The organism is Natronobacterium gregoryi SP2 (assembly GCF_000230715.2).
Lineage (GTDB): Archaea > Halobacteriota > Halobacteria > Halobacteriales > Natrialbaceae > Natronobacterium > Natronobacterium gregoryi.
The window spans coordinates 824,908-844,697 of sequence record NC_019792.1; the positions used below are offsets into that span (position 1 = coordinate 824,908).

A 19,790-nucleotide genomic window follows, 5' to 3' on the forward strand; every position below is an offset into this window, starting at 1 on the left:
GCGTCGACGTTACGACGGTTCGTCGAATTCGGCTTTGTTCGGATACGGCTGCGTGCCTCCCTGCGAGTTGCGCGCCACGAGCGTCACGACCGCGGCCGTTCCACCGATGACCTCGCGTCGCCGCTCATCGTAAGAGAGGACTGTCAGATCCAGACACGCGTGGAGCAGATCGTTCGCCCGGTATCGGTAGCGGTCTTCCGAAGGACCGACGTCGATTTCGTCGCTCGAGCGGAGGTGATGTTCGTAGACGAGGACCCCACCCGGTGCGAGCGCCTCCTTGAGCACCGGCAGATGCTCGAGAGCGGCGAAGAAACTCATCGTGATGACGTCGTACTCTTCGTCGAAGTCGAACTCCGCGAGGTCGGCGCGGACCCAGTCGACCTCGACCCCGTGTTCGTCGGCCCGTCGCCGGGCACGCTCGAGGGCTTCGTCGGAGACGTCGATCGCGTCCACGTCGTAGCCGTGCTCGGCGAGAAAGACGGCATTCCGGCCGGTCCCGGTCGCGACGTCGAGCGCACGACCGTCCGGTAACGTCTCGACTCGTCGCTCGAGTTCGGGGATCGGATAGTCGGGAAGGTCGAAGTCGGGGTCGCTGTACTTCTCGTTCCAACAGGTGCGGTCGTCGGTCACGGTTTCGAGAACGAACTGCCGCGTCTTGTAGATTGGTGGCTGGGATTTCTCTCGGAGACGGTCACAGACGGGTCGTTTGACCCCTGATTATTTTCCTGTCGGCACCGAACGTCCATCGGTGATTCCGGGACTCGAGGTGACGGGCCGGTGAACCGCCGCGAACTCGTCGCCGGCGTCGCGAGCCTGGGCGCGCTCGGCGGCGGACTCGTCGCGTTGCGGAGGGGCATGCCGTTCCAGGGCGAGGAGTCCGCTGAATCGGACGGAACAGACGACAACGAAGCGGACGACGGCCCGATCGAAGTCCAGACGATCGACGCGCCGGGAAGCGAGGCCGGCACCCTGGCAATCCCGAACGACGGCGTCACGTTCGTCACGTTCTTCTCCCCCGCCTGTCACCGCTGTCGGTCGCTGATGCCACACCTCGTCGAAGCCACGGACCGACTCGCCGCCGAGGACGGGCTGACCCGCGTCTCGGTCACTACCCAGCAGTCACCCGAACAACTTCGTGACTGGTGGGCGGAACACGACGGCCACTGGACGCTCGCACACGACGACGATCGGGCGCTCTCTGACGCGTACGCGGTTATCTCCCACCCCGTGCTCCTCGCGATCGACGCCGACGGGACCGTTCGCTGGACGGACGAGGGCGTTCTCGAGTCCGATCGGATCGTGCGAAACGTCGACCGGGTTCTCGAGGAAACTGGCGGGCCGGACGGCGACGAGTGATCGGTCGCCGACTGCGAGCCACAGGAAAGTGCCGGCTCCAGCAGATCGTTTTCGACGATCGAACCCGGGCATCTTTTCTTCGGGCTCGACTAGTTCCGACCGTGAACGAATACGCCCGCTGGACTCGGGTGCGACTGCGGCTGTCACGGTCTGCTGTACCGGTGGCTCCGTGCAGCTGCGACCAGTCCTGTCGTTGCATCGTCACCGACTGGCAGTGGCCCGTCAGAACGTAAGATGCATCTATGAATCGTCGAGAACTCGTCGCCGGCGTCGTGAGCCTGGGCGTACTCGGTGGCGCGGCCACCGCCCTGTGGCGTGGGCTGCCTGCGGCAGACGGGGTGGACTCCGCGGCCAAACCGGAGGTCGACGAGTCCGTCGACGATGGGCCACTCGAGATCGAGACGATCGACGCCCGCGGCAGCGAGGGCGGCACTCTGACCGTGCCGACGGACGGCATCACGGTCGTGACGTCGTTCTCGGTCACGTGCACCCAGTGCCAGCGGATGATGCCACCGCTTTCAGACGCCTACGAACGACTCGAGGACGACGACGGCGACGCCGTGACGTTCGTCTCGATCTTTCCGCCGACGGACGAGTCCGAACTCCGGGAGTGGTGGCGCGAACACGACGGAAACTGGCCTGTCGGCTTCGACCCGGGAAGGCGGTTCAGGACGCAGTATGGCGTCATGGGGACCGATCTCCTCGTGATCGATGCGAACGGCGAAAAACGGTGGCAGACGGATAGAGTCTTGGAGAGCCACCGGTACGCTCGCAACGTCGAACGGGTGCTCGAGGAGACCGAAGTGAACGACGAAGAGAGCGGGTAACTGATCGCAACTCTCTGACCGAGCAGTAGCACTTGCTGTCGCACTCGCGGCGGCCGACCGGTCGATCGGTGGCTATCTCGCGACGGCGGCTACATCGGCCGACCGCGAGATCGAGCCGCCCGATGGCGACGAAAGCGGGACTGCCGCCAGACGGTCAGGCCTCTGCCTGCCAGTTCCGTATCCGGTCTGCGGAAACACCGTCGACGTCTTCGGCGACGGCGTCCGGATCGGCGTCGGTCAGATCGTCGATGTCCTCGATTCCTGCAGCGGCGAGTTTCTCGACTGTCTTCGCACCGATCCCATCGAGCGCCTCGAGATCGGAGCCACTCTCGCTCTCTCGAGCCTGGAACTCCTGGTAGTTACAGATCGGACAGCCAAGTTCCCAGGGCTCGTCGCCACTGTGGACGACGAGTTCGGGGAGGCCGTGTTCCTCGCAGTGGTCGTCGGTGACCTCGATATCGCCGCGCCGTGGCAGCGGCAGCGAGTACTCGCAGTCGGGATAGCGTGTACAGCCGACGAGCCGCGAACCGCTCGGGAGGGTCTTGACCGCTAACTCGCCGTCGTGTTCGTCTCCGCAGTCGGGACACGTCCCGAGGACGGGGCCTTCGCCCGCGTCCTCGGACTTGCAGAGCGGACAGCCGTGGACGAACGTCTGTCGGCCGGCGAGCATCTTGACCTCGTTCAGGTCGTGGTCCTCACACTCCTGATCGAGAATCAGCGGCTTGCCCGTCGAGGGCAACGGCAGCGTAAACTCGCAGTCGGGGTAGCCGTCACAGCCGACGAAATAGGAGCCGTGACGACTGCTGCGGACCAGCAGGTCCTCGCCACACTCGGGACACGGCCCCAGCCGCTTGTCGTCTTTGAGCGACTTCCGCAGGTGGTCGCCGATCTCCTCGCGTGAATCCGCGAGGTTCGTGAAGATTTCCTCCAGCATCTCGCGGGACTCGTCAGTGACGTCCTCGAGGGTCGCCTCGCCGGAGGCGATGGCGTCCATGTCGTCCTCGAGTTGTGCGGTCATCGCCTCGCTGACGACGCGGTCGGCGTAGCTCTCGGCGGCGTCGACGACCGCCATCGCGAGTTTCGTCGGTCGCGGCGGGTCGCTCTCGATGTAGCCCCGGTCGTACAGTTTCTCGAGCGTGTTGTGTCTCGTGGACTTGGTTCCAAGCCCCTGATCCTCCATGGTCTCGATGAGCCGCGACTGGCCGTACCTGCGGGGCGGCTGGGTCTCTTTTGCCTCGAGTTCGACCTCGGTCAGGCAGAGTTCCTCGCCTTCGTCGACATCGGGGACGTAGTTCTCGGCGGTGCTGAAGTACGGGTAGACGTCGTGGTAGCCGGGTTCGACGAGGCGTTTGCCGTTCGCTTTGAGTCGGTAGTCGTCGACCTCGGCGACGACCTTGAGGTGTTCCCAGACCGCGGCCTCGGCGACCGTCGCGTAGAAGCGTCGGACGACGAGTTCGTAGATTTCCCACTCGTCGTCGTTCACGTCGCCGCCGCGGGCCGGAATCTCTCCCGTCGGGTGGATGGGCGGGTGGTCGGTCGTCTCCTCGTCGCCGCGAGTTGGTTCGATGTCGTCGCCCTCGAGCAACGCCTCTGCGGACTCGCCGAGCGTCGAGTGACCGACGAACTCGTCGAGCAGTTCCTCCGGGTCGAGGTCGTCGGGGTAGACGGTGTTGTCCGTCCGCGGATAGGTGATGTAACCCGCAGTGTAGAGGTCCTCGGCGATCGACATCGCCCGCTGTGCGGAGTAGCCGAGCGCGCCGGCCGCACGGATGAACTGGGTCGTGCTGAACGGGGCCGGCGGCGCATCGGTCCGGGTTCGGCGGTTGACGTCGACCACAGTGGCCGCGTCACGACTCGAGAGGGTGTCGTAGACCTCTTCGGCGGTCACTTCCTCCCAGACGCGTTCGGCCTCGTTGTCGTCCTCGTCGCGGTAGAAGTACTGGGCCTCGAAGGTCGTCTCGTCTTTCTCGAGGGCCGCGAAAAGTTCCCAGTAGTCCTCGGGATCGAACGCCTGAATTTCGCGTTCGCGGTCGACGATCAACTTCAGCGTCGGCGACTGGACTCGACCGACGGAGATGAAGTCATCGCCGAGTTGGCCGGCCGACAGCGAGAGAAAGCGGGTGAGTGCGGCACCCCAGACGAGGTCGATGATCTGGCGAGCCTCGCCAGCGGCCGCGAGGTCGAAGTCGAGGTCTTCGGGTTCGTCGAAGGCGTTTTCCACCTCGTTTTCGGTGATCGAGGAGAACCGGACACGACGGATCGGGACCGCTTCGTTGACCTCCCGGACGATCTCGTAGGCCTCCTTGCCGATGAGTTCGCCCTCGCGGTCGTAGTCGGTCGCGATCGTCACCGTGTTCGCCTTGCGGGCGAGAATCCGCAGCGTCGCAACGATGTTCTCCTTCGTCGCGGTCTTCTCGACGTCGGCGTCGATCAACTCGACGGGTTCGACGTCCCGCCAGTCTGAGTACTCCGGTGGGAAGTCGACGCCGACGACGTGGCCCGACAGCCCCACGCAACGTTTTCCACCCCACTCGTAGACGTTGACGCCGTTCTCCCGACTCGAGTCGTACGTCCCCCCAGAAAGGATGTCGGCGATCCGCCGGGCCGCGTTGTCTTTCTCGGTGATTATCAGTTCCACGACGGATCACCCCCGTCGCGAGCCGCCGACTCCGGCAGACGAATGACGCTCATGATCGATCGCTACGATGGAGAATCTGATAACCCTTTCGCAGAAAACCGGCCGACAGCGCGGGTGTGCGTGCGCTGCGCGCGTGTATGGCTTACTGCTGGTGGAGCCGCCAGCGATCGACGTACAGACTCAGGTCGTCCCCGTCGCGTTCGAACCGAACGGGCTGGCGGTTCCCGGCCATCGTCGGCGCGTAGAACTCGCCAGCCTCGAGGTCGACCGGCACGAGCGGCGTCCAGGACCCCTCCTCGATGGGGCCGCCGACGCGCAGTCGAAGTGTCCCGCCTTCGACCTGCACCTTGGCTTCCGTGATGCCACGGTAGGTCTCGTACTCGCCTGCCAGTTCCTCGAGTCGGCGCTTGCGAGCGAAAAACGAGACCTCTCGCGGGTCTTCGCCGACGAGTGCCGCGAAGACGCCCTTGCCGAGTTCCGCGAGACCGTACCCCGGCGAGGCGTTCGCCAGTAGCGCGACGCCGACCCCGTCCTCGGGAGCGAACCCGGCATAGGCCGTCGAGACGACGATCGATCCGCCGTGGCCGATCAGTTCTCGACCTGCGACCTCGCGGGTACGCCAGCCGTAGCCGTACGGCCCCGACGGTGTCTCTGCGTATGCACCGTAACAGGCCTCGAGCGCGTCCTCGCCGACCAGTTGCCGTTCGTCTCCGTCGACGGCGACGCCCTCGTTTATGTGGAGCCGAAGGTAGTTCGCGAGGTCCGTCACGGGTGCGAGCAGGCCGCCGGCGGCGGCGCTTTGCTCGCGGATCGGGAGCGCAGCGGGCTCGAGGTCGGCGTCGCCGCCGTCGTCTTCCTCCTCCGGGAAGTACGGCGTCATCCGGTCCTCGAACGACTCGAAGACATCGCCGTCGTAGGTCGAACGATCCATCCCCAGTGGCTCGAGGATGTCGTCGGTGACATACTCCGTATACGACCGGCCCGTGACCGCCGCGATCACTTCACCGACCAGCGTGTAGCCGGTGTTACAGTACATCCAGCGGTCGCCCGGCTCCCCGGCGATCTCCTCGCGTGCGCCCTCGACGTGGGCGTAGACGTCCGCGAGCGATCCCAGGGGTACACCCGACTCGCCGACCTCGAGCTGGCGGGCGATCAGCGCCTCGCTGACGGCCAGCGAGGGGTAGCCGGCGGTGTGACTGAGCAGGTGATGGATCGACACGTCGTCGGGGATGTCGACCTCGAGGTAGTCGGTGACGCGGTCGTCGTAGGAGAGATCGCCGGAGTCGACCAGCCGTGCGGTCGCGAGCGCGGCGAACGATTTCGAGACAGAGCCGATCCCGTAGACGGTTTCGGGCGTCGCGGGCGCGTTCGACGCGAGGTCCCGCGAACCGTAGCCACGGGCGTAGACGACATCGTCACCGTCGGTAACGGCGAGACTCAGCCCCGGGAGATCGTCTTCGTACATCCGTTCTCGAAGTAGGGAGTCGATCCGATCGATCGTCGTCGACTCGAGCGTGTCTGTCATAGTGAATCGCTCTCACTCCCCATACATCAATGTTGATCTGCCGATAGCAGTCGTCCGGACTGCTTTCCCGCTGTCCCGGCGCAACTGCAGGCGGACTCGCGGGCCCGCCGGAACTGACTGACAGCAAACCGTATCAGTGATACTGCCGAACAGAAGTCGATACGAAGCCGGTCACGAATTCGCGGCCGTCGTCTCGAGACGATCGGAGTCGGGCGACTGTCTCCGACCAGTGCCGGTCACCGCGACGACGACTGGTGTTCCGTTCGTTTTCCCGAAGGCGGCAACCGGACGACGGGAGCCGAGCCCTTTTTACCCGTCCGGGCGACCGACCAACGTGTAGCACACGTGGGAGAGACGGAGACTGAACGCAAACGCGTCGATATGACGACGGGGGCGATTCCCCCGAAACTCCTCCAGTTGGCCTGGCCGCTCGTCCTCGGGAACCTCCTCCAGACGTTTTACAACCTCGCGGACATGTTCTGGGTCGGCCGGGTGAGTAGCGACGCCGTCGCCGCAGTCTCGCTGATGTTTCCGCTCTCGTGGATGTTCGTCTCGACCGCGATGGGACTCACCGCGGCGACGATCGCGCTAGTCTCCCAGTACGTCGGTGCCGACAACGATCGGATGGCCGACAAGGTCGTCGCCCAGACGATATTGCTAGCGGTTGCGATTTCGTCGGTGCTTGCAGCCGTCGGCCTCTACTTCCGTGAACCGCTACTGTGGCTAATCGGTGCACGCGACCAGGTGTTCGTCGCGGCACTGGCCTACATCGAGGTCATCTTTCTCGCGTTGCCGCTCACGTTTCTCTTTTTTGCCTTCCGTGCCTCGTTGCAGGGTGCAGGCGACACCAAGACGGCGATGTGGCTCGTGTTCATCTCGGCGGGGATCAACGTCGTCATCGATCCTTTCTTCATCCTCGGCTGGGGGCCGGTCCCCGAGATGGGGACCCGCGGCGCGGCCGTCGCGACGTTCATCTCGAGAGCAATCGCCGCCGTCGCGGGCGTCTACATCCTGCCCGACGGCCGGTTCGGCGTGCGGCTCCGACCACAGGACCTGATGCCGAACCTCGAGATTCAGCGGCAGTTGATCGATGTCGGCTACCCCTCGACGATCGACGGCTGGGCCCGAAGTTTCGCGTCGGTTGCGATGGCCGGTTTCGTCGCGCGCTTCGGTGCCGCGCCGACCGCAGCGTACGGGATCGGCGTCCGATACATGTCGGTTACGTGGTCGGTCGCTGGCGCTGTCGGCAACGCGACCGCGACCGGCGTCGGGCAAAACCTCGGCGCGCAGACGCCCGACCGCGCCGCCGCGGTGACGAAAACGGCGACCGCCGGAACGATGGCGGCAATCTTCGGTGTCGCCGTCCTGCTCGTTGCGTTCCCCGCACAGGCGATGACCGTCTTCGTCGACGATCCTGCCGTGATCGCCGAAGGCGTCGTCTTCCTACGAATCGTCGGGCCGTTCTGGGCACTGTTCGCCGGCGTCATGGTCGTTCAGGGTGCGTTCCGCGGTGCCGGCAACACCCGGGAGGCGATGGTGCTTTCGTTCCTCTCGCGGTGGATCTTCCGCGTCCCCGTGGCACTCGTGCTCGCCTTTACGGCCGTGACGATCCCGATTCTCGAGGTGACGATCCCGACGGTTTCGGCAATCGACCTCGGAATCGAAGGGATCTGGTGGGCGTTTTCCTTCGGGATGGTCGCCTCCTTCGTCGTCGCGGTCGCGTGGTTCCGGCTGGGAACCTGGCGCGAGCAGGTGATCGACGAGGGCGCGGACGCCGACGAACCATCCGGTGAGGAATCGACGGAACGGCCGGGCGTCCGCGCCGACGGCGAGCAGGAGCCAGTCGACGACTGGTCATCTGACCGGTAGCCACTCCTCGAGTCGTGGGCTGAACTCCCCGAGCATGCGGGCGTCTTCCTCGGTGAACGCGTCGGTCACGAGCAACGCGAGCAGGTAGACGCCGATTATGACGACGGGGAGTGCGACCACGATGGCGACGTCGCTCTCGATCAGGGAGACGACTGGAACGCCGGCGATCGTCGCTGGGACGCCGGCGCCGACGATCTTCGCGAAGTCGCGGGTGAACGGGTGGATGCCGTCGAGGTGGTAAATCTCGACGAGCGTGAGCGTGCCCACGAGGAAGAGTGCCGTCGCGGAACCGATTGCCGCCCCCTCGATCCCGAAGATCGGGACGAGCGCCATCGAGAGCACGAAGTTCGCGCCGAAGAGGACGAGCGTGTTGACGAAGACCATCCGCGAGTAGCCAAGTCCCTGGAGCAGGGACCCGTCGGGGCCGCCAAAGGTGACGTTGAAGAGGAACGCGCCGGCAAGCAGCACCACGACGGCGCTGGCCTCGGCATACTGTGGCGTGTACAGCACCGCGAGGTACGAACTCGCGCCAAGCGAGAGGACGATCGCGATCGGGAGCGTGATACCGGCGATCCAGCGGACCATCGTCCGGAACCGTGACTGGACTAACTCTATGTCGTCGCGTTTCTCGGCGATGAGCGGCTTGAACACTGGCGACAACGAGTTGAAGATGATCATCAGGCCGGAACCGAGCATGTAACCGACGCGGTAGATGCCGACATCGTCGGACGAGAGAAAGTAGCCGAGAACGAAGTAGTCGACGTGGCCCATCAGAACGAAGACGACGCTGGTCATCGCCAACGGGACGGAGTAGGCAACGAGCGGCCGCGCCGGGACGAGTTCGACATCGGTTGCCAGCAGGTCCCAGGCCTTGTAGGTGAAGACGATCGCACCGACCGTGATCGCAACCGCGAGCCCGACGACATAGCCGACGATGAGCCCGAGCAGGCCGTATCCCACCAGCAAGAGGCCGGCCGTGACCGTAAACCGGACGATCGGACGGACGAGGTCGCGCATGATGACCCGGTACTGGAGTTTCTTGATGCTGTAGTAGGAGGTGAGCAACACGTTGTAAATCGCCAACATCGGGATCGTGACTGACAGCAAGAGCAGCGCGATTTCCATCGCTGGCTCCTGAAAAAACGCGCTGACCGTCGCCGCGCTCACTGCGAGCGCGAACGCCACCAGCGACGAGGTTACGAGGACGGTCGCGGTTACCTGGAGGATCACACCCTTCGCTTTCCCGCGCTCGTCGGCCTCGAGGTACTGTGGGACGAAGTAGTCGATCGCGAGCGGGAGCCCAAGATTCGCAAACACCTGCATGAAGAGGATAACCGAGGTCGCGAGAACGAACAGCCCGTAGACCGATGGACTGACGAACCGGGTCATCAGTACGACGATAGCAAACCCCAGGACCCCGTTGATCACGTTCCCGACGAACGTGATACTGCCCTGCTTGGCCAGCGTCGAGACGCCGTCGTCGTCGTGGTCGGTCATCTGCCCTCGTGTGGTCTCCCGCTCGTTCGTGGCGCACTAGTCGATCCGGCACCGTCTACACTCACCGGTCACACTCCCAGAACGGCGGCTCCCGGCGTCGTCAGACCCCTGTCGCTGGCTCGAGTTCGTACTCCTCGACTTCCGCCGCGCGCTCCCCGAAGTGTGGGAACTCGACCTGGAACGGCCACTCTTCGCCGGAGCTTACGTCCTGATCGACGTTCTCGATGACGCTCTCGAGTTGGTCGCCCGCTGCGTCGAAAAACGTCGCTCGGATCTCGACGTAGGTAAGTGTTCTGCCGCCGACATTTCTGACGATGCCCCAGACGACGATCCGTTCGTCTTCGGTGCCGGGATCGTCCCGAACGAGGTCGTCCCAGACGATTTCGACGTCGCCGGGGTCGGTGATCTCCTCGTTCTCGCCGAGATACTCGAAGCAGCCGGCCCCCGACGCCAGTGTAACGGGGACGAGCGAGAGGAGTGCGCGGCGGTGCATCCATCGCGTGTTCGCGTCGGCGAGTCTTGAGCGTTCGGGACCAATGCACACGGCGGACGGACACGCATATTTTCTCTGCCAACAAATAGGAGCACATGGACGAATCGCCGGAGATCGTGTTGACGAACGACGACGGGATCGACGCACCGGGCCTCCGGGCGCTGTTCGAAGCGCTCTCTGCGATCGGCTCGGTCACAGTCGTCGCCCCCAATCGCAACCGAAGTGCAGTCGGCCGGGCACTCTCCTACGGGCGGACGAGTACGGACGATACGACAATAGACGAACTGACGGTGGACTTTTCGGAAGGCGCGTTCACCAGCCCGGTCCCTCACGCGGACCACGAACTCGGCTACGCGATCGACGGCACGCCCTGTGACTGTGCCATCGTCGGCGTCAACGCCCTCGAGCCAGACGTTCTCGTCTCGGGCTGTAACGCCGGTGCGAACCTGGGGGCGTACTCTCTCTCTCGGTCGGGGACGGTTAGTGCCGCCATGGAAGCAGCGTTTCACGACGTTCCGTCGATTGCGGTGTCGATGGACACGCTCGGCTACGAGAGCGAGGACGGCGAACTCTCGGCAGTCGACTTCGAGCGGGCCGCAGCGATCGTCGCCTCGATCGTCGAAGAATACCCCGGGACTGGCCTCTTCGATCGCATCGACTACCTCAACATCAACGTGCCCCGACCCGACCGGCCGATCGAGAGCGTCGAAATTACCCGGCCGACGGAGGTCTACGAAATGGATGCGACAATGGAGGACGGCACGTTCCAACTGACAAACCGTCTCTGGCAGCAGATGGCCAACCGCGACATTCCCGATCCACCGGATACGGATCGATACGTGCTGCTCGAGGACGGACTCTCGGTTTCGCCGCTGGCCGTTCCCCACGACGCCGTCGACACCGAACCCGTCCAGGCCGTGCTGGAAGACATCGTCGCTGTCTGACCGGGCGAGGAAAACACGTTCATTTTACACGCTCGAGCGCAACGGGGAGTATGGAGTGTCGCCACTGCGCGTCGCCGCTCGAGAAACCCGGCGACTTCTGTCTCGTCTGCCGGGAGGCCAACACGGAGGCCGTCGTTCTCGAAGCGGGCCGCGAGCGGGCGACATTGTCGATGCTCGGTCCCGAAGATCTGCGGGAACCCGTCCTCGGGCAGACGACGATTACGACGACACCGGAAGACGGTGAGAACGAACCGGTCGAACTGCGGAACTTCGCGGGCCTGATCGGCGACGAGATACGGCGCAAGCGGCCGGACGAGGTCTACGCCGGCGGTGAACGGCTCGTGATCCGTGCCGTCCGCGAGGACGTCCACTATCCGTTCTACCGCGTCGACGACGACGAACCCGTCCACGCGGTTCGTAACCGACGTGGCAACCGCGCCCTGGAAGTCGTCGAAACCCCACCGGCCGAGAAGATCGGCGGCAGTCACTCGACGCTAATCGGCGGCCGCACCGGAATGCGGGCAATTCAGGCCGTTGCCGGCCACCCACACGTCAAGAAAGTCATTCCTGGCCCCATCGACGCCGGCGGCAAGGGCTCCCAGTCGGGCCTGCGGGCGAAAGTGACCCGCGCCGACGACGGCGGCAACGTCCGCATGCTCATTCGCAACGGCTCGAGCGTCCAAGAGAATCGCGTCGTAACGACCGCTCGAGACCGCGAGATGGGCGAGCGAATCCGTGAGGATTTAAACGAAGTGCTCTCGGAGGCAGAGTTTCAGTAGTTCCGGGCTCGAAACGACAGTTTTTCGCGGTGGGCGAACGACCTGCGTCGAGGGGGGGGGCGCTACCGGCGACCGGTCGTTTCGTCTTCAGTTTCGGCCCCGGTTCCGTCGTCGCCCTCGTCGTCTTCGTCTCCGGGGTCGTCCTCCACTTCGTCCCCGGGATCGTCCGGCGGGTCTGGCGGTTGCTCGTCAGGCGTCTCCTCGGGTGGGTCGTCCGGTTCCGGCTCTTCTCCTACCGTGTCGTCCTCTTCTCCCGGCTCTTCCGGCAGGTCTAGTTCGTCCACCGTCACCTGCACCGAGTCGCTGTCGTCGTCGGTACTCACCGTCACGGTTCGGTCGCCGGCGTCCGCCGGCGTCGCAGGGGACGACAGGACGACGGTCTCGGCGTCACTCCCCTCGAGTGACAGCCACGTCGCGTCGACGGTTCCTCGTCTCTCGAGAGTCAACTCGGCGAGCCCTTCTCCGGGGTCGTCGCCGACGTTTTCGATCTCGGCTGTCACCTCGATCGAGTCGCCGACCGCGACGACGTCCGTCGCCTGAACGACCACCACCTCGAAGAACGCGGGCTCTGGGGCGTCCTCGACGGTGACCTCGGCCGTCGCCTCGTCGTCCCCACTGCGAACGACGACCTCGAGGACGCCGACCTCGTCTGGCCGAGGTTGGGCCGTCAGCGTCAGCGTGTCGTCGGCCCCGCCGTCGAGGTCGACGGTCGCCGCGTCCGCGATCCGGCCGCCGACCTCGAGTTCGATCTCTCCGGTTCCAGCGGCGTCACCCACGTTCTCGACGGCGACCGTCACCACGAGGGCGTCGCCGACCGCGACGGGATCGGTCGCCTCGAGAATCGAGACAGCGAACTCGGGGTCGGCGGGTGCGTACGCCTCGGCCGGCTCCGTCTCCGCCCGGCGCGTCTCGTCGTAGTGGTAGTCCCCGAGATCGACCTCCCAGACGAGTCGTTCGGCGGGCGATTCGGGCGTCCACTCGACGGTAAACGAGTCCGTACCGGGCTCGAGGTCGGCCGGCTCGTCGGGAGTCATCCCCGAGACGAACTCGCCGCCGGACAGCGGGAGGTCGTTTGGGTTCTCGTAGTCGAAGGTGACAGCATGAGTCCCGTACTCGCCATCGTCTTCCTCGAGCGTGACCGCCTCGAGCGCAATCGTCGGTCGCTCGGGCCGGCGCTCGTCGACGCAGTCTTCCGGGTTGCTCTCGGTGCTCTCGTCCGGACCGGTCCAGTTGACGGCGACCAGGTGAATCGTCGATCCGAACCCCTCGTCGGGTAGCTCGACGACGATTTCGTCGTCCGTTTCCGCGACGACTGTGGTCTCTAGCACGTCGGCGACCTGGAACCGAACCGTTCCCGAGAACGATGCCTCGAGGTCGTCGCCGAACGCGACCGAGAAGTGGGCGTTGCCCGGGCCTGCGGAGTCGACGAACAGCGTCTCGACGGTCAGGTCGTCGCCCTCCCCGAACACGCCCGAGGCCTCGGCCGTCGTGCAGTCGACGAACTCGAACTCGACTTCCTCGTCGTCCTCGTCTCCCGTGCCACGCACCGTCACCGTCCGCTCGTCCGCGACGGTCGCGCTCTCGACGCGCACCGGGAACTCTTGGTCTCGCTCGACGACCGCCGTCTCGAAGCCGAGTTCGATCGTCTCGCGTTCGCCAGGGTCGAGCCGAACGACGGCGCTGTCCTCGACCGTCGGATCGTGACCGACGAGGAGTTCGAACTCCCTCTCGATCGCACTCTCGCCCTCGTTCTCGACGGCGGCCGTCACCTCGAGAAGCTCCCCGGCGTCGACGGGGTCGTTCGTCTCCGTGATCGTCACGGAGACGTCGAGGGCCTCGGTGCCGATAACCTCGACAGCTCGAACGTCCGCGTCGGTCTCGCCCTCGACTCGCGCAGGGAACGTCTGCGTGTGCCGGACGACCGCCGTCTCGAACTCGAAGGCGACCGTCTCGCTCTCGCCGGCACCGACGGTAACGGAGTCCGAGTCGACGCGCTGAGGATCGTGACCGACGACGAGGTCGACGTCCTGACTCACCTCGGCGTCGCCCGTGTTCTCGAGTTCGGCCGTCACCTCGAGGACATCGCCCGTGGCGACGGGAGCGTTCGTCTCAACGATCGACACCAGCATCGGCGGTTCGTCGACGTAGACGAAGACCGGAACCTCGTCAGCGTCGCCCTCGGTTTCGACCCGGACAGGGAACTCCTGATCGCGCTCGACGACCGCCGTCTCGTAGCCCACCGTCACCGTCTCGCTCTCGCCCGACTCGAGTTTCAGTGCCCGCGTGTCTACCACGTCGGGGTCGTGACCGACCACGAGCTGTACCTCCCGCGAGAACGCCGAGTCGCGACGGTTCTCCACTTCGGCAGCCACCTCGAGGAACTCGCCGGTCCTGACTGGCGAGTTCGTCTCGATGATCGTCACGTCCGGGCCGACATCTTCAGTGCCGATCACCATCACCGTCCGCTCGTCCACGCTCTCCTCGGTTTCGACGCGGACGGGGAACGTCTGGGTGCGCCCCACCTCAGCCGTCTCGAACTCGAGGGCGACCGTCTCGGCGGCGTCGGGGCCGACCGTTACCGACCGGCTGTCGACCAGTTCCGGATCGTGCCCGACGATCAGCTCCACCTCTCGGAGCACCTCGTCGTCGGTCAGGTTCTCGAGTTCGGCCGTCACCTCGAGAACCCCGCCGGCGTCGACGGGGTCGTTCGTCCCCGTGAGCGCCACCTGTGGCTCCGCGTCGGGAGCGTCGCCGACCTCGTCGAGCACCCACGGGCTCTCCACAGTGACGGTCCCGTTCTCGCCGACCACCCACACGACGATCGGACAACCGTGGCAGTACCGCTCTAACTCGAGCGTCACCGTCTCTTCGGCCCCGCTCACCGACGTAACCTCGAGGACGACATCCGCGTGACCGAGCCACCAGACGACCCGGTCCAGTGTGCCGCCCGGATGGGCGACATCCAGTTCCAGTTCGATCGGCTCGCCCTCGACCACCCCGAGTGATTCGTCGGCCGGCCGAGCAGCCTCGATCGTCGGTGCCGCGACACCGCCTTCCGTCACGTCGACCGTCCACGTCGCCCGACTGCGGTCGTCCCGGCCCACGACCGCAGCGACCTCTCGAGTACCCGTCTCCTCGAGTGTCGTCAGCCAGAAGTCGGCACCCCGGTGGTCGTAGTAGGCGCTGTACCAGGGACCCATCGACTGGCCCGCGTGCTCGCCATCGACGAACCACTGCGTTCGACCGCCGTGCTCCCCGACGCCCGCGACCTCGAAGAGCAACGACGTGTCAGGCTGGATCGAGAGCGCTCGATCGGGGCTGGTCCGGTCGGAGTCTAGTTCCGGGACGGCGAGCACCGCCACGGTCTGCTCGTCGATACTCCCGTCGGCTTCGACGCGAACGGTCGCCTCCCCGTCCGTCTCCATCGGAGCCGTTCGAACGCTGACGTACTCGAGCGTCTCGACTTCGCCGGCCGCAACCGGCGTTTCGACCGTCCACCGGTTTTCACCGTCGTACTCGACGTGAACCGCCACTCTCACTGGCTCGTTGCCCTCGTTTTCGACCTCGATCGGCACATCGAGCAACGATCCCCCTCTGACTGGTGCGTTCGTCTCGAGAATCCGAACCGTGATTTCGCTTTCCTCCTGCTCCCCGAGAACGCCGCGTACCCGTCTCGAAAGTTCGTGCTCGATCGCTTCCACGCTTCCCGAAAGCCCCGCCACTAGCGTTCCCCCAGCGGCGAGATAGTGTCTGCGCCGCATAGCGAACGTACCGGCGAGGGCATCTTAATATCGTATCCCGAATTGACACGAATGTCGTTTGTTACCACCAGACGTTTTCGATAACGAACGACTGCAAGAGGTCGACAGGACGAGGGGAGTCGACGTCTACGAACTCCGGACCAGTCACCGTCGATGGCTGTCACGGCCTCGTGGAAGAGACACGCTCTGCTGGTTGTCGGCCCCTTTTCCGGCAGACAGTAATTACATCTAATTAGCCATGCTCGAGCGACCGGACGCCGTCCTGGCTGCGATCCCCGTACTCGCCGTGAGTGGTCTCGCCCTGCGCTCGCTGATCGCGACGACCGGCGTCGCGACGGGGTTGCTCGCCGCACCGCTCGCCCCCGCGGGCTACCTCGCCGCGCTCGGGCTCGTTTTCAGGGAGTTGCTCGTCGGCCCGGTCGCGAAGCGGGCCTCATAGAGCGGCGCGACTCAACAGGTTTAATAATCCGCTGGGGATAGCTATCCCTACTATGTCCGAAAAAGGAACCGTCGGTAGCGCGGGCCGCTTCGGCGCACGCTACGGCCGCGTCGCTCGACGTCGCGTCAGCGAGATCGAAGACGACATGCGAAACGCCCAGGTCGACGGTGACGACGTCACCCGCGTCGGCACCGGCATCTGGAAGAACGAAGAGACCGGCGAAGTCTTTACCGGTGGTGCCTACCGCCCCGAGACCCCCGCCGGCCGTACTGTAAAGCGCTCGATCCGCGCCGCACTGACCGAAGACGACGAATAACCTCTTCCCCCTGATATACGCATGAGCTACAAGTGCTCTCGCTGCAAACGCGACGTCCAGCTCGACGAGTACGGTGGCGTCCGCTGTCCGTACTGTGGACACCGCGTCCTCCTGAAAGAACGCAGTCGCGACGTCAAGGAAGTCGACGTCCGGTAACGTGTCCTCTCACGACGCGACCGTCGAGTTCGAGTACGACTCGACCGCTCGAGCGCGTCTCGTCGCAGACAGCGTCGCCCGCGAAATCGGCGAGATAGACGACGATCGATCCCAAACCACGATCGGCCGAACGGAATCGACCGTCCGACTCGAGATCGACGCCAACGACACCGTCGCGTTACGCGCAGCGCTCAACACCTGGTTCTCGCTGGTCGACGTCGCCGAACAGACGGCAGACCTCGCAGACGCCACGCCCTGATCACCCGAATGAACCGAGCGACGACTGTAGATTTCGATCCGTCGTCCCGTCGTCGAGTTCGTATCCCACCAGGTCACGCATGTCGACGGCGTAGGTCGTTCCGCCGTTCTCGAGGACGAGCAATCGGCCCTTGACGCCGACGACCGTCCCGCTCGCAACCGTCTCCCGAACGGGCCGGGTCTCGAGGTCGATCCCGTAGTCGAACGCGTATCGGTCGCGGACGCCGCACTCGAGGTCCTCGGCGGCGGGATCGAACTCGAACTCGAACTCGAACTCGAACTCGAGGTCGGCGTCGGCGACGAACCCCTCGAGGTCCGCGAGCGTCTCCTCCCAGGCCGTCTCGTCGACGTCGCTCGCGAGCGCGGCGACTTTCGGCCCGGTTCGGACCCTGTCCGTGAGTCGGCGGGCAATTTCGGCCTCGATCTCGCGGGCGATCCGGCCGTCCGAGACGGTGTAGAGGCGGACAGCGCGGTCGGCTCCCTGCTCGCGGAGTCGGGTCTCGAGTCGCCACTCGCGGGTGACGCCGATCTTGAACGTATCGGGAGCGAAGGCAGCGACGTAGACTGCGTGGGGTTCGTGACAGTCCATCTCGGGCTTCAGGCAGGTGCCCGTACAGCGAGCGCAGACCCACGTACTCGTGTGGAACTCGCAGTAAGGCGTCCCGGATCGATCGCAGGCGACGTGCTCGCCGTCGCCGATCGCTCCCGCACAGCGTCGTTCCCCTAGCGAGTAGGAGAGGACGTCGCCGGGCTCGAGGTCGCGTCGCTCGACGGACCCGCCGTCGCCGAGCAACAGCGCCGAGCCCCGACCGCTCGGTTCGTAGCCGACAAGTTGCACGCGTTCGGGTTCGGGCGCAGTTTCCATATAGCGTTCGCTGTGCGACGAGTCCGTGTTTCACAAGAACACGAGGCGTTCTATCACATGCTCCCGGCGAGACGACGTGAGTAGCGTTAGATCAGTTTGTGCAGTCAGTTACGAATTCCGGCCGCCAATTGGGCTTCCAGAGATTGAACACGCTCTTCGAACTGTTCAGCTCTATCTACCCGCCTTCCGACGTAAATCCCAAATGCCACCACGAAAAGTAGCCCAACGACCGGATGTGATACGAAAAGAACGATACTCAGTGACCTCTTCCTCGCCGTGAACGGCGAGGCTTCCCACGGCACCGTACCGCTGGGTTGGGATATTTGCTGGTTTGCGACTCGTCGGTATGACGGGCCGATGGCGTTCACGAGAACGGCGTTCTCGTGCAGTCCATCAGAAATCAATGATTTCTGAGGACGGGGCCACACCGCCGTTACTCCTATCCCGGCAGGGGACTCGGAGTTATCTTGACCGAGACACCACAGCGGTTCGAGAGTGTTTCGAACGTTCTGGGCCTCGGAGTCCCGATATTGTCCGATTAGGTGGGCGGTCATGCCGCCTCGGTGTACGTCATACTACGAGACGATTCGACTTAAATATCCGTATAGCTGCTGAACGTGGTCTGTGTCGGCGGTGTCGGATTCACGCCCGTCGTAAACGGCGGGATTCTCTCCTTGGAAGAAGATAGAAACAAGCTAGTACTCCGCCGAGCGTCGACTGCTGAGTGAACCCAGACGACCGCATTCGGTTTCACTCATCCGTTCAGGCTTGCCAAAGCACTAGTACCGTCCCAACCGTCGACTGACGGGTCGAATCGAGCCACACCGCCAGATTCGACCCATCAGTTCAGGCGTGGCCCGCCTAGTGAGATATACGGAGGCGGTGATCCATTTCTTACTATCGCCCACACAACAACAGAACATTTGATAGTATTAGGGTATTTACCTTCGCTGAACCTACAGATTCACTCGATCGTGAGAGCACTCGAGTATTGGAAACGCACAGTTTTCGCTCGACGGCAAGGTTCTGATGGGATGGCGACCGAACACGCCTCGAGTATCTAGCCAGGGGCTCCGGAAAAAAGCTATCCGGGAGACCGTCGAAAGGCCGGTATGGCACTCGAGGGGACGCTCGACGCGACCGTATCGACGGACGGAATAGACGACAGCGTGACGTTCGAGTTTACGGTCACGAACACCGACTCGAGCGCGGCGGAACTGCAGTTCCCGGACGCGGCGAAAGCGGAGTTCGTCGTCGAGGACGAAGGTCGGGAGGTGTGGCGCTTCTCGGACGGCCGGATGTTCGCTCAGGTGGTCAGTTCCGAACGGCTCGCACCCGACGAATCGGCGACCTACGAGGCCGAGTGGTCCGATCCCCAGCCCGGGGAGTTCACCGTCGCCGCGGAGCTACGGGCGCGAGAAATGACGTGTGAGGCCCGGATGTCGGTCACCGTCCCGGAGTGACTCGTCACTACCGAACGAGAAGCAACCCAGCAACGGCGACGCCGACGATAACTGCCCCGAGCCCGACCAGCGCGGCCGGGCTGGCGATCGTCATCGCAGTCATCGTCGCGATAGCGATCGCGAACAGGCCGAGCGCACCGACGGCGAGCGTGCCGGGATCGACTTGGGCCGCGGACGACACTCGCTCGAGAACCGGGGGCTCGGGCTCGTCGCGTGACGGCTCCGCGAGGGACTCGTCGACGTCGATCCTGGCCGACCCGGGCGTGACGATGACCTCGACCGTCACCGATTCTGACCCGTAGCCCGTCAGCACTTCGAGTTGCCCCTCGACGAGTGCATCGACGCCGTCGGCGTCGATTTCGACCGGAACCGACGTGACATCACCAGGTCCGACGTAGTAGTTGGGGTGATCGATCGATGCGATGTGACTGAGGCCACCGTCGAGCCGGCAGTGGACGTGTGCCGGCGTCTCGTGTCCCCGAAGCGTCAGCCTAAAGGAGCGACTGACCTCGAGGTCGAGCCGATCGCCGTCGGCGGACTCGAGTTCGAGGGTGTCGCTTTCCCCGCGGTTGACGTGGACGGTAACCTCGTTCGACAGCACGGT

At 64.6% G+C, this 19,790-nt stretch carries 18 protein-coding genes; 10 read left to right on the plus strand and 8 right to left on the minus strand.

Annotated elements, in window-relative coordinates:
- Window positions 1-9 precede the first annotated feature (9 nt).
- Window positions 10-630 carry a class I SAM-dependent methyltransferase gene (locus NATGR_RS03995; protein ID WP_005581324.1) on the minus strand — a complete coding sequence of 207 codons (621 nt, stop codon included), beginning with the start codon at window positions 628-630 and terminating at the stop codon, window positions 10-12.
- Window positions 631-777: 147 nt separating this feature from the next.
- Here NATGR_RS03995 and NATGR_RS04000 point away from each other — a divergent pair, with 147 nt between their 5' ends.
- Complete coding sequence (locus NATGR_RS04000) at window positions 778-1,356, plus strand: TlpA family protein disulfide reductase (RefSeq protein WP_005581322.1); 579 nt, start codon at window positions 778-780, stop codon at window positions 1,354-1,356.
- A gap of 242 nt (window positions 1,357-1,598) precedes the next feature.
- Window positions 1,599-2,183, plus strand: a complete 585-nt coding sequence (locus tag NATGR_RS04005; RefSeq protein WP_005581321.1) for a TlpA family protein disulfide reductase — start codon at window positions 1,599-1,601, stop codon at window positions 2,181-2,183.
- A gap of 154 nt (window positions 2,184-2,337) precedes the next feature.
- On the opposite strand, the gene NATGR_RS04010 is transcribed toward NATGR_RS04005, so the two are convergent.
- Window positions 2,338-4,821, minus strand: coding sequence for a DNA topoisomerase I (locus NATGR_RS04010; RefSeq protein WP_005581320.1), 2,484 nt, complete (start codon window positions 4,819-4,821; stop codon window positions 2,338-2,340).
- Between the two features lie 142 nt (window positions 4,822-4,963).
- On the minus strand, window positions 4,964-6,346 hold the full coding sequence (locus NATGR_RS04015; RefSeq protein WP_005581319.1) for a serine hydrolase: 1,383 nt from the start codon (window positions 6,344-6,346) through the stop codon (window positions 4,964-4,966).
- A gap of 345 nt (window positions 6,347-6,691) precedes the next feature.
- On the opposite strand from NATGR_RS04015, the gene NATGR_RS04025 reads away from it, so the two are divergent.
- Window positions 6,692-8,215 carry an MATE family efflux transporter gene (locus tag NATGR_RS04025; protein WP_005581317.1) on the plus strand — a complete coding sequence of 508 codons (1,524 nt, stop codon included), beginning with the start codon at window positions 6,692-6,694 and terminating at the stop codon, window positions 8,213-8,215.
- Here the strand turns inward: NATGR_RS04025 and NATGR_RS04030 are convergent.
- Window positions 8,201-9,712: a flippase gene (locus NATGR_RS04030; protein WP_005581316.1), complete on the minus strand. Its 1,512-nt coding sequence runs from the start codon at window positions 9,710-9,712 to the stop codon at window positions 8,201-8,203. The genes NATGR_RS04025 and NATGR_RS04030 overlap by 15 nt on opposite strands.
- Window positions 9,713-9,812: 100 nt before the next feature.
- On the minus strand, window positions 9,813-10,205 hold the full coding sequence (locus NATGR_RS04035) for an FxLYD domain-containing protein (RefSeq protein ID WP_005581315.1): 393 nt from the start codon (window positions 10,203-10,205) through the stop codon (window positions 9,813-9,815).
- Window positions 10,206-10,300: 95 nt separating this feature from the next.
- Between NATGR_RS04035 and surE the strand changes: the two genes are divergently transcribed.
- Window positions 10,301-11,149, plus strand: coding sequence for a 5'/3'-nucleotidase SurE (gene surE, locus NATGR_RS04040; protein ID WP_005581314.1), 849 nt, complete (start codon window positions 10,301-10,303; stop codon window positions 11,147-11,149).
- Window positions 11,150-11,199: 50 nt separating this feature from the next.
- Window positions 11,200-11,928, plus strand: coding sequence for a DUF2103 domain-containing protein (locus NATGR_RS04045; protein WP_005581312.1), 729 nt, complete (start codon window positions 11,200-11,202; stop codon window positions 11,926-11,928).
- Between the two features lie 62 nt (window positions 11,929-11,990).
- On the opposite strand, the gene NATGR_RS04050 is transcribed toward NATGR_RS04045, so the two are convergent.
- Window positions 11,991-15,689: a COG1361 family protein gene (locus tag NATGR_RS04050; protein ID WP_015233313.1), complete on the minus strand. Its 3,699-nt coding sequence runs from the start codon at window positions 15,687-15,689 to the stop codon at window positions 11,991-11,993.
- Window positions 15,690-15,927: 238 nt separating this feature from the next.
- On the opposite strand from NATGR_RS04050, the gene NATGR_RS04055 reads away from it, so the two are divergent.
- Genes NATGR_RS04055 through NATGR_RS04070 form a run of 4 tightly spaced genes read left to right on the plus strand, consistent with a single transcriptional unit; the run spans window position 15,928 to window position 16,859 of the window.
- Window positions 15,928-16,128 (plus strand): hypothetical protein, encoded by a 201-nt coding sequence (locus NATGR_RS04055; RefSeq protein WP_005581308.1) that lies wholly within the window; start codon window positions 15,928-15,930, stop codon window positions 16,126-16,128.
- Window positions 16,129-16,180: 52 nt separating this feature from the next.
- Window positions 16,181-16,444 (plus strand): eL43 family ribosomal protein, encoded by a 264-nt coding sequence (locus NATGR_RS04060; protein WP_005581306.1) that lies wholly within the window; start codon window positions 16,181-16,183, stop codon window positions 16,442-16,444.
- 21 nt (window positions 16,445-16,465) lie between these two features.
- Complete coding sequence (locus tag NATGR_RS04065; protein WP_005581305.1) at window positions 16,466-16,600, plus strand: DNA-directed RNA polymerase subunit P; 135 nt, start codon at window positions 16,466-16,468, stop codon at window positions 16,598-16,600.
- 1 nt (window position 16,601) lies between these two features.
- Window positions 16,602-16,859 (plus strand): KEOPS complex subunit Pcc1, encoded by a 258-nt coding sequence (locus NATGR_RS04070; protein WP_005581304.1) that lies wholly within the window; start codon window positions 16,602-16,604, stop codon window positions 16,857-16,859.
- Here NATGR_RS04070 and NATGR_RS04075 read toward each other — a convergent pair whose 3' ends face one another.
- Entirely contained in the window at window positions 16,860-17,723 is an 864-nt protein-coding gene (locus NATGR_RS04075; protein WP_005581303.1) for a DUF2797 domain-containing protein, read from the minus strand.
- Window positions 17,724-18,835: 1,112 nt separating this feature from the next.
- On the opposite strand from NATGR_RS04075, the gene NATGR_RS04085 reads away from it, so the two are divergent.
- On the plus strand, window positions 18,836-19,186 hold the full coding sequence (locus tag NATGR_RS04085) for a BsuPI-related putative proteinase inhibitor (RefSeq protein ID WP_005581299.1): 351 nt from the start codon (window positions 18,836-18,838) through the stop codon (window positions 19,184-19,186).
- A gap of 7 nt (window positions 19,187-19,193) precedes the next feature.
- Here the strand turns inward: NATGR_RS04085 and NATGR_RS04090 are convergent, their stop codons facing one another.
- Window positions 19,194-19,787: a DUF7524 family protein gene (locus NATGR_RS04090; protein WP_005581298.1), complete on the minus strand. Its 594-nt coding sequence runs from the start codon at window positions 19,785-19,787 to the stop codon at window positions 19,194-19,196.
- Window positions 19,788-19,790 lie beyond the last annotated feature (3 nt).

Bases quoted from the DNA above. Each gene is read 5' to 3' on its own strand.
- NATGR_RS04005 (WP_005581321.1), top strand. From the start codon at position 1,599: ATGAATCGTCGAGAACTCGTCGCCGGCGTCGTGAGCCTGGGCGTACTC.
- NATGR_RS04015 (WP_005581319.1), bottom strand. From the start codon at position 6,346: ATGACAGACACGCTCGAGTCGACGACGATCGATCGGATCGACTCCCTA.
- NATGR_RS04030 (WP_005581316.1), bottom strand. From the start codon at position 9,712: ATGACCGACCACGACGACGACGGCGTCTCGACGCTGGCCAAGCAGGGC.
- NATGR_RS04035 (WP_005581315.1), bottom strand. From the start codon at position 10,205: ATGCACCGCCGCGCACTCCTCTCGCTCGTCCCCGTTACACTGGCGTCG.
- surE (WP_005581314.1), top strand. From the start codon at position 10,301: ATGGACGAATCGCCGGAGATCGTGTTGACGAACGACGACGGGATCGAC.
- NATGR_RS04045 (WP_005581312.1), top strand. From the start codon at position 11,200: ATGGAGTGTCGCCACTGCGCGTCGCCGCTCGAGAAACCCGGCGACTTC.
- NATGR_RS04050 (WP_015233313.1), bottom strand. From the start codon at position 15,689: ATGCGGCGCAGACACTATCTCGCCGCTGGGGGAACGCTAGTGGCGGGG.
- NATGR_RS04055 (WP_005581308.1), top strand. From the start codon at position 15,928: ATGCTCGAGCGACCGGACGCCGTCCTGGCTGCGATCCCCGTACTCGCC.
- NATGR_RS04060 (WP_005581306.1), top strand. From the start codon at position 16,181: ATGTCCGAAAAAGGAACCGTCGGTAGCGCGGGCCGCTTCGGCGCACGC.
- NATGR_RS04065 (WP_005581305.1), top strand. From the start codon at position 16,466: ATGAGCTACAAGTGCTCTCGCTGCAAACGCGACGTCCAGCTCGACGAG.
- NATGR_RS04075 (WP_005581303.1), bottom strand. From the start codon at position 17,723: ATGGAAACTGCGCCCGAACCCGAACGCGTGCAACTTGTCGGCTACGAA.
- NATGR_RS04085 (WP_005581299.1), top strand. From the start codon at position 18,836: ATGGCACTCGAGGGGACGCTCGACGCGACCGTATCGACGGACGGAATA.